This window comes from Streptomyces sp. NPDC039423 (assembly GCF_055598725.1).
In genome coordinates, this window is record NZ_JBVKAH010000012.1 from 42,518 (window position 1) to 54,900 (window position 12,383).

Here is a 12,383-nt window from a genome sequence, read left to right on the forward strand (position 1 = left end):
CGTGGTTCCCTTCATCGGGAGGCGGCGGCCGACTGCTCGGCGAGCAGGACGGCGGCGGCGTTGATGATGTCGACGCTTCCGGCGTGGCGGGGCAGGTGGCAGCCGGAGGGGGTCACTTCCACCACGACCTGGATCCGGCCGGGGTCCACCGCGAGGGAGGTCACCTTGAACCCGGGCGCGTACGCGCGGACGGCGTCGGCGGCGGCCGCGATGCTCGTACGCACCGGCGCCGGGCGGAAGGTGTCGGCGAGGACGGTCATGGCCACCCGGAACGGCGGGGCGGGCCGGGCGGGACTGATGTTCACCATCACCTTCACTTCCCGGGTGCCGGTGAAGGTCCGGATCGCGGCGGAGGTGGTGGCGATGTACTGGTCGAGGTTGAGGCGGGTGGCCGGACCGGCGCTCGCGCTCGCCCCCGTGGAGATCACCTCGATGTAGGCCGGGGTGCAGCGCTGGGCGAGGGCGTGGAGGATCGGGATGGATGCCTGACCGCCGCAGCTGACGAGGTTGAGATGCCGGTGAGCTGCCGAGCTGTGGCCCGTGGCCCCCGGCACGGTGGCCGTCCCCAGGCCCGTGGGGGTCAGGTCGATCAAGGTGGTGCCGGTCGGGCGTAGGACCGCCCAGTGCTCGGCGTGGCTGTCGGCGTTGGTGGCGTCGAAGACGAAATCGAACGCCTCGACCTCCGCCAGGGCGCGGACACCGCCGGCGATCGTGGGATGGCCCATCTGTGCCGCCCGGCGCAGGCCCAGACTGTCGCGGTTGCGGCCTGCCACCAGCTCCAGCTCCAGCTTCGACGACCGGGTGATCTTGCCAGCGAGGTCGACCCCGATCAGACCCGCGCCGAGTACGGCGACACGGCGCCTTCGTTCTTCAGCAGCCATCGGCCGCTCCTTCGGTCAAGGGAGAGGTGGGTGCGCAAAGAAGTGGTGCCGGGCCGGTCACCGGACGCGGAGCTCGACCGGCGGCAGGTGCAGCGACCGGGCGCGGACCGTGCTCCCGGCCTCCAGCGGGAGGCTCGCGTGTACGGCGCCGGCCAGGACCAGCTGACCGGCCCGCAGACCTTCGCCGAAGTGGTGCAGCCGTCCGGCGAGCCAGACCAGGACGAGCAGCGGGTCGCCCAGGACCGCCCGGCCCTCGCCGGTGGCGAGGGCGGTGCCGTTGACGCTCACGACGAGTGGCTCGGCCGCCAGGTCCAAGCCCTCGTCCACGGGCACCATGGGGCCGGTGACTACCCGCGCGCAGGAAGCGTTGTCGGCGATGCTGTCCGCGATGGTGATCTGCCAGCTGGTGAACCGGGTGTCGATCACCTCCAGGGCGAGGAACACCTCCTTCACCGCCGCCCGCGCCTCTTTCAGGGCGACGTCGGGCCCGTACAGGTCGCTGCCGAGCCGGAAGGCCAGTTCAGCCTCTACCCGCGGCTGCATCAGCACGGAGCGGTGCACGGTGCTGCCGGTGGGCAGCACCATGTCGTCCAGGAGGACACCGGAGTCCGGCTCGTCGACCCCCGCCTGCTCCTGGATGGCCTTGGAGGTGGCGCCGGCCTTGTACCCGACGACGCGGGCACCGGCCGCCACGTGCCGGGCCACGGTGGCCGCCTGGATGTGGTAGGCGGTCTCCAGCGGCAGACCGGGCCGGCGCCGGGTCAGCGGCTCGACCGGTACGCTCTCGTGTTCCGCAGCCAGCAGCGCCGCCGCGGTGGCGGCGATCCAGCGGTCATCCGGCTCATCCATGAAGGTCCTCCCAGGGCATGGGGCAGCATCCGTAGGGCTCGCAGACGTGGGCACGGGAGCAGATCCGGGGCGGCGTCGATACGGCTGCCGGCCGCCGAGCTCGGGCCTGATGAACAGTCAACCGGGGTGCCCTTCACAGCGGTACGGTGGCGGGCAGGCCAAGCGGTATATCGCGTATATCCCAGGCAGGTGCTCATGACCACGCGCACGCCGAACGACCAGCTCAGAGCCCTCGTCGCGGAATCCGGCCTCACCTACGAGGCGCTGGCCAAGGCCGTCTGCGCCGTCGCGGCCGAGTGCGGCACACGCTTACGCACGAACAAGTCGAACATCGAGCACTGGATCGGCGGCTCCGCACCCCGCGGGGATACCCCCCGCTTCCTCGCGGTCGCCCTCTCCCGACGCCTGGGCCGCCTGCTGACCCCCGCCGACCTCGGACTGCCCTCCACAGCCGAGGCCGAAAGTGACACCATCGGACTGTCCCTCGGGATCGACCCCCTGGACGCCCTGCTGCCCATGTGGAGGTACGAGTTGCACCGCCGCCGCTTCCTGACGGCCTCCGCCTACTCCGTCGCCGCCGCAGCCCTGCCACTCCACCACGTCCAGGACATCGCCGCCCGCACCGCCGCAGCACGCACCGGTCACACCGTCGGCATGGCCGAGGTCGCCGCCGTCCGCGACATGATCAATGCGTTCTCCGAAATGGACGAACGCCACGGCGGACAGCACGGCCGCAGCGCGCTCGTCACCTACCTCCGCGACGATGTCGCCCCGCTGTGCCGGGCCCGGTTCCGCACCGACGAGGTCCGACAGCACATGCTCTCCGCCGCCAGTCGAGGCGTGCACCTGCTCGGCTGGAAGTCCTACGACGCCGGCCAACAAGGGCTCGCTCAGCGCTACTACCTTCAGTCCTACGCCCTGGCCACCGAGTCGGGCCTTCGCGGGCACGACGGATTCGTGATGCGCACCATGGCCATGCAGGGTCTCAGACTCCACCGCCCCGAGCACTGCCTGGGCCTGGCGGAGACCGGCCTGAACCGGGCCAAGGGCCACGTCGACGCCCAGACCGAAGCCCTCTTCCGCGTCGTCCACGCCCACACCCTGGCCAAGAACGGCAAACACCGCGCCGCCCTGGCCGCCGCCGACCACGCCCGCACCCTGCTGACCAGCGCCCCCGGGGACGAGGTGCCGTTCTGGGCGCTGGCATGGGGGCCGCCGGCCGCATCCGTGTACTCCCGCACCGCCAAGGTCCACGAGACCATCGGCGACCACCGCGCCGCCGCCGAACAGTACGCGCTGGCCGCCACGGCACGCCCATCCTCCACCTACGCGCGGATCGTCGCCCTGGACCTGGTCGCGGGCGCCGAAATGCATCTCAAGCGCGGCAGCATCGAGCAGGCGTGCGCCACCTGGCACCGCGCCATCGACCACATGGGCGGCGTCCGCTCCGTACGGACCCGAAAGGCCGTCTCCAGGATGCGAGGCGACCTCGCCCGGTTCCGGGCCCGCGGACTGCGGTGCGTGGCCGAGCTCGACGAACGCGGTCGCGAGTTCCTCGCCGGCACCTGAACTCTGTGCGTCAACGCCTGAGCTGGTCGGCGAAACGCCGAACCAGCGGCTCCAGGTAGTCCGCGTGGGGACCAGACAGGAACTTCAGTTCCCGCGGGGAACCCACCAAGGCGATGTCGTCAAGCTCCGGCTCCCGCCCCTGAGCCCGCTCGGCGGCGGCAGTAGCGGAAAAGGCGTCCCGTACCGCCGCTTCCGGCAGAACCGGGGCACGATACGTCAGGCCGACGCTGCCGTTCTCCCCCCGGGTCACAGCCCACAGCCTCAACTCCTCCGCGCCGGCATCAAGCCCAAGCTCCTCGAACAGCTCCCGCGCGGCCTGTCTTGCCAAATCCGCCTCCGCCAGCCCCTCACCCGCCCGCGGCGGTTCCACAGAGCCCCCCGGCAACTGCCAACGGCCAGGCGCAGCCGTGGAGGACGACATCCTGGCCACCAGCACCCGGCCGCCATCGGTGGGCTGAAGCACGTTCACGAACAGCGACGGCAGGGCTGTGGCGCCAGGGACACGGCGCAGGGCGTAATGCCTGTAGGTAACCCGTGCCCACGACAAATTCAGGACGCCCGGATCCATGTGCTCCAGACCAGCGCAGGCCACCACGGGCCCGTCAAAGAGATCCGGGTTGGCCTGGACCGCCATCTCCCACACGTGATCTCTGGCCGCTTCGTCTGCGGGCGAGAGGCGCGGTTCCTCCCCTTCCGTGAGCTGGAGGCGCTCAACGCCGAAGAAGAGGGCAACCGCGGGGGGCAGCGTCTTAGGCACCCGTTCATCGTAGGACCCTGAGAGGTGGCGGCGTGGTGGTTGGAGACCAGCCGGGGCACCCCAGGGGATCAGAGGGCGTCCAGGTTCCGGCACGAGGACTTCGGCGGTCACCCACGTGGTGACGCCGACGACTTCCACCCCGCCCCCGGCGGCGGACTGCGGCGGCAGATCGTCCTTCGGGTTCTGCCACCGGTTCCCGCCCGGCACCCAGATCTCCCGGCGCCGCAGCGCGGTCCCGCAGCGCCACGCGCACGCAATCCGGACCGGCCTGGCGACGGTACCGTCCGGTTGCTGCCGGTGGACCTGGTCCGCCGCCGGGCCCAGCGTCCCGAGGGGCGCCGGACCTGCTGCGCGCCACCAGCACCGGCCTGGCCGCCGGCAACACCTACCACGAGGCCGTGCTGCACGGCCTGCTGGAGGTGGCGGAGCGCGACGTGCTATACCGGGACGCCGTGGCCGGCGGGCGGCACCGCACCCTGATCGACCTGGCCAGTGTCGACGACCCGCACGGCCGCTGGATGCTCGACCGGCTCGCGGCCGCAGGGCTGGAGCTGGAAGTCGCGATGGTCCAAAACCTCTACGACCTGCCGGTGTGTGTGGCCTACCTCTGGTCCGAGGATCACCCGGTGATCTTCGCCGGAGGTGGCTGCCACCTCCGGCCGGGCATCGCGCTGACTCGGGCGGTGAGCGAGGCGGCGCAGTCCCGGCTGGCCGTCATCGCCGGAACCCGCGACGACCTGCCCACCGACCTCGCTCCCGCCGACCGGGCCCCTTTCCGCCCGGCCGCGACCTCCAGGCTCGCACCGTGGCCGTTGGCCGCCGCCGTGGGGCCGGAGCCGATCGGCGGGTCCTTCGCCGAGCAGGTCGGCACGGTGGCCCGCCGCGTGCAGCAGGTCACCGGCCGCCAGCCGGTGGCACTGGACCTGACCGTGGAGCCGGCCGGTCCCGTTCACGCCGTGCAGGTGATCTGCCCCGGCGCCCGCTCCCGCGTCAGGAGGATGCCGCGATGAACCTCACCACACCCCTCAGCACGGCCCCGGCGCCGGACAGCTCCACCTCGGCGCCCGGCCGCGCACCCGGCGCCGCGCCGGGGCCTGGCGCCCGGGCCGCCCAGTACGACGCCTTCCACGCCGCCCGCGCCCGCTCCACGGTGGTCGCCCGCCTCTACGCCGAGGCGATGGGCCGGGACCACCCCCCTCCAGCTCGTGCGACTGGCCCCTGCTCGGCCTGCTTGCCGCCCGACTGCGCCTGGGCCCGGGCCGGCGCCTGGTGGACGCCGGGTGCGGCGCCGGCGGTATCGGTCTGTGGCTCGCCCGGGCTTTGAACTGCCACCTGGTCGGCTTCGATCTGTCCCCGGTCGCCGTTCACCAGGCCGCCGCCCGCCGCCCCGCCTTCGGCCTGACCTCCTCCCGCGCCGCCTTCCACGTCGCCGACCTGGAGCACACCGGCCTCACCCCCGGCGCGGCCGCCGGAATCGTGTGCGTCGACGCCCTCGGACGCGCCGGCAACCGCACTGCCGCCACCCGGGAGCTGGCCCGCGTGCTGGCCCCCGGCGGCCGGCTGCTGCTGACCCGCGCGACGCGCTCGGGCACCACCCCGGCGTGGGGCGAGCAGGCCCGGGCGGCCGGGCTGGTGGTCGAGCACGTCGACGAACGCCCCCACGAGCCCGCCATGTGGCAGCGGCTGTACCGGCTGTGGATCGCCCACGCCGACCATCTGCACGCCGAGCTCGGCGAGCAGCAGGCCCGCCGCATGCTGGAGGAAGCCGGCCGCGTGCTGCCCACCCTGCCCGGGCGCCGCGCGGTGCTCCTCACCCTGCGCCGCCCCCCAAGCGCTCCGGTGGCAGCGGACCCGGCCACTAGGATGGCCGCGTCCGGCGAGCCCGGCACCCGGCCCGCCGCCCCCGAGAGGACCCTGCCGTGACCCACCCCCCCGTCCGCGCGGCGGTACTCTCGGCCGGTTCCTGGGGCACGGCGATGGCCAAGGTTCTCGCCGACGCCGGCACCACGGTCACCGTGCACGCCCGCCGACACGAGATCGCCGACGGCATCAACACCACCCGCCGCAACCCCGGCTACCACCCCGACGTCGAGCTGCCCGACACCCTGACCGCGACGACCGACCCGGCCGCTGCCCTGACCGGCGCCGACTTCCTCGTGCTGTCCATCCCCGCGCAGTCCCTGCGCACCAGCCTCACCGCCTGGGCACCGCTCATCGGCCCCCGCACGGTGATCGTGTCGCTGATGAAGGGCATCGAACAGGGCAGCGGACTGCGGGCCAGCCAGGTCATCGCCCAGACCACCGGCGTGCCCGCCGACCGCATCGCGGTCCTCTCCGGCCCCAACCTCGCGGCCGAGATCATGGCCGGTCAGCCCGCAGCAGCCACCATCGCCTGCCCCGACACCGACGCGGCCCGCCGCTTCCAGCAGGCCTGCCACACCCCGTACTTCCGCCCCTACACCAGCCCCGACGTGGTTGGCTGCGAGCTCGGCGGCGCGCTGAAGAACGTCATCGCCCTCGCCGTCGGCATCGCCTCCGGCATGGGCTTGGGCGACAACGCCGCGGCGATGCTCATCACCCGCGGCCTCGCCGAGACCGCCCGCCTCGGCCTGGCGATGGGCGCCGACCCGCTCACCTTCTCCGGGCTCGCCGGCCTCGGCGACCTGGTCGCCACCTGCTCCTCTCCGCTTTCCCGCAACCGCACCTTCGGCGCCCACCTCGGCCAGGGCATGACCGTCGAGCAGGCCACGGCCGCCACCCGGCAGACCACCGAAGGCGTCAAGTCCGCAGCAGCCATCCTCGAACTGGCCCACGCGCACGGCGTGGAGATGCCCATCACCGAGGTGATGGCCGCCCTCCTCCAGCAGAAGGTCACCCTCGAACAAGCCGCGGCCGCGCTGATGCAGCGGCCCCCCAAGCCCGAGCGCTGACCATCCCGCGCGCCCCCGGCCCACCGCCGGGGCCGGTGCCTTCCACCTTTCGCCCTCCCGCCACGGAGGTCTCCGCCATGCACCCATCCGTGCCGACCGCCGTCCAGTACGCGGTCACCGCCGCCCTGACCATGTGGATGATCACCGGCTTCACCCCGCTGCCCGGCCGCTGGCTGCGCTGGCGGATGTTCTGCCGGGCCACCTTCACCATCACCACGCTCACCGGCACCCGGCCCGACGGCCGCACCGAACCGGTCAACGTCTAGCAGCACCTCTCCCCAGGCAGCTTCATCCTCGGCCCACCCCAGTTGCAGGCCATCTTGAACCACCTCACCGCAACCGGCCGCTACACCCGGATCGACGGCCACGGCCGCGTCCTGTCCGCCCGCGGCGAGCAGCCGATGGAGGTGACCCGCAGCCGTGTGGTTCTTTGACGCCCTCACCTCCGGCTTCCACACCCCCACCGACCCCGCCCGCCTGCACGGCTTCCGGATCCTGTTCGGCGCCGTGCTCACCGCCCGCTTCACCCTCTCCTTCGGCCAGGGCGGCTGGGACCGCTTCGCCCCCGGTTCACTCAGCACCCACCTCGCCACCGAGCGCTTCGGCCCCAGCAGGGCCCACCTGCTGACCACCGCCTACCGGCCCGCCCTCATCGCCCGCACGGCCGCCGCCCTCGCCCTCACCCTCGGCATCGCCCCGCGCCCAGCGCTCGCCCTCGTCCTGGCCGGCGCCGCCATGGAGCTGCTCTACCTTCGCAGCCCCAACGCCGTCCGCTACACCCTGCTCACCGGAACAGCCCTCCTGCTGGCCGGCGACCTCGGCACCGGACTGACCCTCCGGCACGGCGCCAGCACCGCCAACACCTGGGCCCAAGTGCTGCTGGTCCTCATCACCACCGACATCTACTGGAACTCCGCCTGGCAAAAACTGCGCTCCCACCAGTTCCGCTCCGGGCTCTACCTCGCCCAATGGGTCCACACCCTCCACCAGGTGCGCGACCAACTGCCCTACCGCCGACAGTTCGCCGTCCCCGCCGCCGTCCGCCGCCGCACCGGCAACCTCACCCCCCGCGACATCCACCTGTGGCGTCTGGCCGCAGCCGCTGCCATCACCCTGGAGATCGCCCTGCCCCCAGCACTGCTCCTTCCGCAGACCCTGCCGTACGCGGCGGCCACGGGCATCGTCATGCACGCCGCCTTCACCCTCCTCAAGCCCCGCCAGCTCATCACCCTCTCCGGGCTGACCACAGCCACCTATCTCGCCTTCGCCGCCTGACGGACCTGGTCTATTTGGCCAGATAACCCGCGCGCCCCGGCGGTCCCCTTCGAGGGGAGCCGGGGCCCGTGTCGTCGTACGTCCGCGCCATGGTGGTGCACCATGCAGCATCTACGGCACGGTGCCCGCAGTACTCAGGCTGGGTCCGCTGAACCTCGTTTGTCCTCAACGTGGACGACGTGGAGCTCGGTGCCGTCCCGGTGACGCTTGGAACGTCCGAACAGGCCGACACTGATCTGCGACTGATCCTGAGGCTCATTGGGGCCGACGTAGGTAAGGACGTCGTTGTGATGCCCGGTGACGACCCATCCTTCGACATCCTTGGGGTCGATCACCCCAAAGTCTCCTGCGGAAGATCCGGCATGCGCAGGGCCGAACTTCTTCAGGATCTCGGTGGCCTGTTCAGCAAGCTCCCCTTCCGGAGCGGTCAGCACGACACAAGTGCCATGCTCGAACAGCACCCACGACTTGCGAGGGTCAGCGAGAAGCCGCTGCCAGGCGTGTACAAGTATCTCGGTGTCCATGGCGGTCATCATGCCGCAGAGCATTGACACAGGGTGACGATCGGCTGGCGGCGACGGCGAATACGCGACTCCTGAACATGCGGGCCTACCAGTCTCGAGGGCGGGCGAGGAGCGAGTTCGGTGTCCGGTTGGCACACCGCGCGGAGCCCCCGGACATCGGCGGATTCAACAAATCGTCGCAACACGTGAGTCGTTGTGAGCGGTGTTCAGGACTCTTCGAAGGCGCTCGGCTGGTGTCTCCCAGCCGAGCGCCTTCCGCGGTCGGTCGTTCAGTTCGGCCGCCACGGCCTCCAGGTCTCGCCGCGTGTGCTCGGCGAGGGTTTGTCCCCTTGGGGAAGTACTGCCGCAGCAGGCCGTTGGTGTTTTCGTTCGAGCCGCGCTGTCAAGGGCTGCGGGCATCGCAGAAGTAGACCGGCACGCCGGATGCCTGCGAGAAGGCGTAGTGGTGAGCCATCTCGGCACCCTGGTCCCAGGTCAGCGAGCGCTTCAGGTGGGCTGGGAGATCCCTGACATGGGCGCCGCTGGAGGCCTGGTCCAGCGCCGCGGACCCCACGCCGGAGCGGCGCGGTCAGGGGATGCGGACGCGGAGGACGGTCACCACCGCGCCGGGAGAGGCTCGGGGACACCGAGTGCCCGCCACCGGCGAGGGTGGCGGGCACTCGGTGTCTCGATCAACTATTTCCGGACAGACCCCTGTTGCATGGCTGGAACGCGTGCAAGGCTGTGATCAGCAGGGTTTCCCCTTCCACCCCCGGAAGAGACCCGCGTCCGGCCCCGCCCTGGGGTGCTCCATGGGCGGGGCCGCGCCGTCCCTCCCGACCTCTCCCTGCGGGAGGGCAGGCGGCGTGCCCTGACTCTGTGGAGGCCAACGATGTCGACCCAGTACGCGGGCTTGGCCGGACGCCGGATCACCGGGCACTCCGCCCGGCGGGGTCTGGTCACCACCGGCCGCAAGAAGGGCAAGCGCGTCGAGAAGTTGCGCCGCCAGGGCGGCTGGTCGGCCAACTCGCCCGTGTTCTGGGAATACGTGGACGAGGGTGAGGCGTTCGAGGATGCCGCGACCGAGGGGATCGGCCTGTGAAGAACTGACGCCCGTTCACGCCCGCCCCGGACGGCACAGGCCGCGGTGCCGTCCGGCGCGCACCCAGCGCAACCCCTATCTTCCTTCCCGCGCCGGTGGGTGCCGCGGGGGTCTGGGGGCCGGCGAAGGCCCCCGGGACCACCGGCCCCTCGCCACCGATCCGCCCCATCGAGCAGATGGCCGCCCTGCAAGAGCAGCACCCGCACACCGATTCGCAGACCACAGAGGTACACCGATGACGGGCACCGCGACGACGGCAGAGGCGACCGTCCCCGAGCAAGCCGCGCCGCCCGAAGACGAGACGTGGCCGGAGGCACTGGGCACCAACCGGCTGGCCGACATGCTCGCCGAGATCACTGGCGAGCCGGTCCGCGCGCCGGACGTCGAAGTGCTCGTGGAGCGGGAGGTCCTGGCCGAGGTCGACCGGTACAAGGGCTGGCCGCTGTACTCCACCAAGGCCGCGCGCGAAGTCGACGTCGAGCTGCTGCGCACGATCGTCGCCGAACGGGTGGCGTGGTTCGAGGCGAGCCTGCCCCAGGACGCGGCCGCCGAGCGGATCGGCTGGCACTGGAGCGACATCGCCCGCATGGGCCGCGAGGGCCGCATCGCCACCGGGCGTGCGGACCGCTACCTGATCGCCGATCTGGACAAGCTCGTCGAGGAGGCCGACGGCGAGCAGTACATCACTGCGCAGGCCGCCGCCGATGTCCTGGAGATAAGTGGAGTTCCGACGGGTTCCCTGAGCGGCCCTTGGCTGATGTTGTCGCATCTCAGCAGGTAGCTGGCACGTTCTGGTCTCTCACTCGTTCGTGTGGGATCTCCGCGATAACTGGCAGAATATGCGAGCAATCCGCGTAATTTGCCGGTCCATGGCGGATTCAGGAAGTCGTCGGCTGTCGCTGGTACCACCACCTGGGCCCCGGCGCCGCAGGAACCCCGAGCACAAGAAGAGGGCCTGGCGGATGTGCTGACGCTGCAAGAGCGAGCCGCAGCTATCTCCAGCGAGGCGGACGAGGTGGCGTTCTTCCACGACACCGTGGCCGAGTACACGTGGGCGCGGGACGTGGCCGGGCTCGCAGCGACCACGTTGCGGCAGGTGGTGCAGCCGATCATCGAGGTGTGCGATTTCTACGACACCGTGCCGTGGCATCTCACCTCACGGCAGGTCGACTGCTACTTCGCCGGCCCCGGCAAGCGGGCGCACAGGACCATGCGGCAGAAGATGGTCCGGATCGACGGCTTCTTCGCCTTCCTGGAGCAGCGGTACGCGGGCGAGATCCTGCGGCGTTTCGGAGCGGCCGTCGAGTCGCCCATCGACCCGTTCAACCAGCCCCGGCACCGTGGGGAGTTCGGGCTGCGGATCCCGCCGTCGAAGCGGGCGACGACGGAGTTCTTCGCCTCCTGGCGCAAGGATCTGCCGCACGCTCGTAAGTACCCGGTGGCCGCACGCGACTACGTCATGGCGAAGATCGCGTACATCTCAGGCGTCCGGGCGACCGAGCTGTGCTCGGTGCGGATCGGCGACGTCCACTGGGAACTCGGCCAGTGGGGTCGCTTCGTCGTTCAGGGCAAGGGCGCCCGGGGCTCCGGCCCGCGCGAGCGGGAGGCGTATCTGTTCGCCGAGGGCCGCGAACTGCTGTGGTGGTACATCGAGGAGATCCGCGGAGAGTTCGCCGACGATCCCTGCGACCCGTGTGCGCCGCTGTGGCCCTCGGAACGGCTGCCAACGGCGGTCGCCTCACTGAACGTCCCCATCGCCCCGCCGGTCGGATCGGATGCGTTCCGGCGGGCGCTGAAGGCCGCCTCGAAGCTGCATCTGACCGGGCCGGTCACCACGCTTCACCCGCATCTTCTACGGCACGCGTGCGCGACCCACAACTACGAGTCGGGCATGCCGTTGTGGGACGTGCAGAAGATCCTCGGCCACGAGTGGCCGACCACCACGGTCGGCTACCTGGGATCGGTCAAGGCCGACCCGGAGAAGGCGAGCCTGGCAGCGTCGCACCGAGCGGTGCGACGCCTGATTGGAGAGGCGTGAGACGGTGAAGTGGAACTTGCGCATGGTAGCGGCCCAGCGGGACATCTGGCGGCCGACGCAACTGCTGGTGGCGTTTCGGGAGGTCGGGTTCACCCCCTCCCTGAGCAAGGTCGCGGCCCTGTGGTCGGGCAAGCCGGTCACTGTCCGGCTGGAGGACCTGGACAAGATCTGCGCGGCCCTGGACTGCACGGTCGCCGACTTGATGGTGGCCGAGCCTCAGCAGCACCTGGCGCAGCGCGAGCAACCGCAGCAGCGGGCCGTCGGCGAACAGCGGGAGGGCGGGCCGGTCCGGCCGGTTCCGCGTCGCGGTGGCGGGCCCCGCCGCGGCCTGCCGCCGAACTGAGGCGGCGGGACCCATGGTGATCAGCGAATGCGTCCGCTGCCATGGCTGGGGACCGGTCCGTCCGCTGGGCAGCTGCCAGACCTGCCTCAGATGGACGCCCCGCGGCGGTTACAAGCGCCGCTGCCATCGGTGCCGG

15 protein-coding genes and 1 pseudogene are annotated in these 12,383 nt (G+C 71.4%); 11 read left to right on the forward strand and 5 right to left on the reverse strand.

Going from position 1 to position 12,383, the window contains the following annotated elements; all coding sequences use genetic code 11:
- Nucleotides 1-11: 11 nt before the first annotated feature.
- Both ACZ7LK_RS28975 and ACZ7LK_RS28980 read right to left on the reverse strand, forming a co-directional pair.
- Nucleotides 12-881 carry an acetaldehyde dehydrogenase (acetylating) gene (locus ACZ7LK_RS28975; RefSeq protein ID WP_471144170.1) on the reverse strand — a complete coding sequence of 290 codons (870 nt, stop codon included), beginning with the start codon at nt 879-881 and terminating at the stop codon, nt 12-14.
- Nucleotides 882-938: 57 nt separating this feature from the next.
- Nucleotides 939-1,730 (reverse strand): 2-keto-4-pentenoate hydratase, encoded by a 792-nt coding sequence (locus tag ACZ7LK_RS28980; protein ID WP_471144172.1) that lies wholly within the window; start codon nt 1,728-1,730, stop codon nt 939-941.
- A gap of 195 nt (nt 1,731-1,925) precedes the next feature.
- Between ACZ7LK_RS28980 and ACZ7LK_RS28985 the strand changes: the two genes are divergently transcribed.
- Nucleotides 1,926-3,299 (forward strand): hypothetical protein, encoded by a 1,374-nt coding sequence (locus tag ACZ7LK_RS28985; RefSeq protein WP_471144173.1) that lies wholly within the window; start codon nt 1,926-1,928, stop codon nt 3,297-3,299.
- Between the two features lie 10 nt (nt 3,300-3,309).
- Here ACZ7LK_RS28985 and ACZ7LK_RS28990 read toward each other — a convergent pair whose 3' ends face one another.
- The gene (locus tag ACZ7LK_RS28990) at nt 3,310-4,056 is read right to left on the reverse strand and encodes an NUDIX hydrolase (protein ID WP_471144175.1); all 747 of its coding nucleotides are present in this window, start codon (nt 4,054-4,056) and stop codon (nt 3,310-3,312) included.
- Between the two features lie 368 nt (nt 4,057-4,424).
- Here ACZ7LK_RS28990 and ACZ7LK_RS28995 point away from each other — a divergent pair, with 368 nt between their 5' ends.
- From ACZ7LK_RS28995 to ACZ7LK_RS29020, 6 genes are all read left to right on the forward strand, one after another.
- Nucleotides 4,425-5,066 (forward strand): YcaO-like family protein, encoded by a 642-nt coding sequence (locus ACZ7LK_RS28995; RefSeq protein ID WP_471144393.1) that lies wholly within the window; start codon nt 4,425-4,427, stop codon nt 5,064-5,066.
- A gap of 259 nt (nt 5,067-5,325) precedes the next feature.
- Entirely contained in the window at nt 5,326-5,979 is a 654-nt protein-coding gene (locus ACZ7LK_RS29000; RefSeq protein WP_471144177.1) for a class I SAM-dependent methyltransferase, read from the forward strand.
- The gene (locus ACZ7LK_RS29005; RefSeq protein WP_471144179.1) at nt 5,976-6,986 is read left to right on the forward strand and encodes an NAD(P)H-dependent glycerol-3-phosphate dehydrogenase; all 1,011 of its coding nucleotides are present in this window, start codon (nt 5,976-5,978) and stop codon (nt 6,984-6,986) included. Before ACZ7LK_RS29000 ends, ACZ7LK_RS29005 begins: the two co-directional genes overlap by 4 nt.
- Before the next feature lie 77 nt (nt 6,987-7,063).
- On the forward strand, nt 7,064-7,252 hold the full coding sequence (locus ACZ7LK_RS29010; protein WP_471144181.1) for a hypothetical protein: 189 nt from the start codon (nt 7,064-7,066) through the stop codon (nt 7,250-7,252).
- A gap of 42 nt (nt 7,253-7,294) precedes the next feature.
- The gene (locus ACZ7LK_RS29015; protein ID WP_471144183.1) at nt 7,295-7,420 is read left to right on the forward strand and encodes a hypothetical protein; all 126 of its coding nucleotides are present in this window, start codon (nt 7,295-7,297) and stop codon (nt 7,418-7,420) included.
- A complete protein-coding gene (locus ACZ7LK_RS29020; protein ID WP_471144184.1) occupies nt 7,407-8,261 on the forward strand; it encodes a hypothetical protein in 855 nt (284 codons plus the stop codon). The genes ACZ7LK_RS29015 and ACZ7LK_RS29020 overlap by 14 nt, the downstream gene beginning before the upstream one ends.
- Nucleotides 8,262-8,395: 134 nt before the next feature.
- On the opposite strand, the gene ACZ7LK_RS29025 is transcribed toward ACZ7LK_RS29020, so the two are convergent.
- Both ACZ7LK_RS29025 and ACZ7LK_RS29030 read right to left on the reverse strand, forming a co-directional pair.
- Complete coding sequence (locus ACZ7LK_RS29025; RefSeq protein WP_471144395.1) at nt 8,396-8,794, reverse strand: hypothetical protein; 399 nt, start codon at nt 8,792-8,794, stop codon at nt 8,396-8,398.
- A 156-nt stretch (nt 8,795-8,950) separates the two neighbouring features.
- Nucleotides 8,951-9,296: pseudogene (locus ACZ7LK_RS29030) on the reverse strand (IS30 family transposase); the annotation flags it as partial.
- A 360-nt stretch (nt 9,297-9,656) separates the two neighbouring features.
- Between ACZ7LK_RS29030 and ACZ7LK_RS29035 the strand changes: the two are divergent.
- The 4 genes from ACZ7LK_RS29035 to ACZ7LK_RS29050 all read left to right on the forward strand — a co-directional run bounded on the left by ACZ7LK_RS29035 (nt 9,657) and on the right by ACZ7LK_RS29050 (nt 12,247).
- Nucleotides 9,657-9,866 (forward strand): hypothetical protein, encoded by a 210-nt coding sequence (locus ACZ7LK_RS29035; RefSeq protein WP_471144185.1) that lies wholly within the window; start codon nt 9,657-9,659, stop codon nt 9,864-9,866.
- 235 nt (nt 9,867-10,101) lie between these two features.
- Nucleotides 10,102-10,647, forward strand: coding sequence for a hypothetical protein (locus ACZ7LK_RS29040; RefSeq protein ID WP_471144186.1), 546 nt, complete (start codon nt 10,102-10,104; stop codon nt 10,645-10,647).
- A 183-nt stretch (nt 10,648-10,830) separates the two neighbouring features.
- Entirely contained in the window at nt 10,831-11,904 is a 1,074-nt protein-coding gene (locus ACZ7LK_RS29045; protein WP_471144187.1) for a tyrosine-type recombinase/integrase, read from the forward strand.
- A 22-nt stretch (nt 11,905-11,926) separates the two neighbouring features.
- Entirely contained in the window at nt 11,927-12,247 is a 321-nt protein-coding gene (locus tag ACZ7LK_RS29050; protein WP_189594303.1) for a helix-turn-helix domain-containing protein, read from the forward strand.
- The last annotated feature ends 136 nt before the right edge of the window (nt 12,248-12,383 follow it).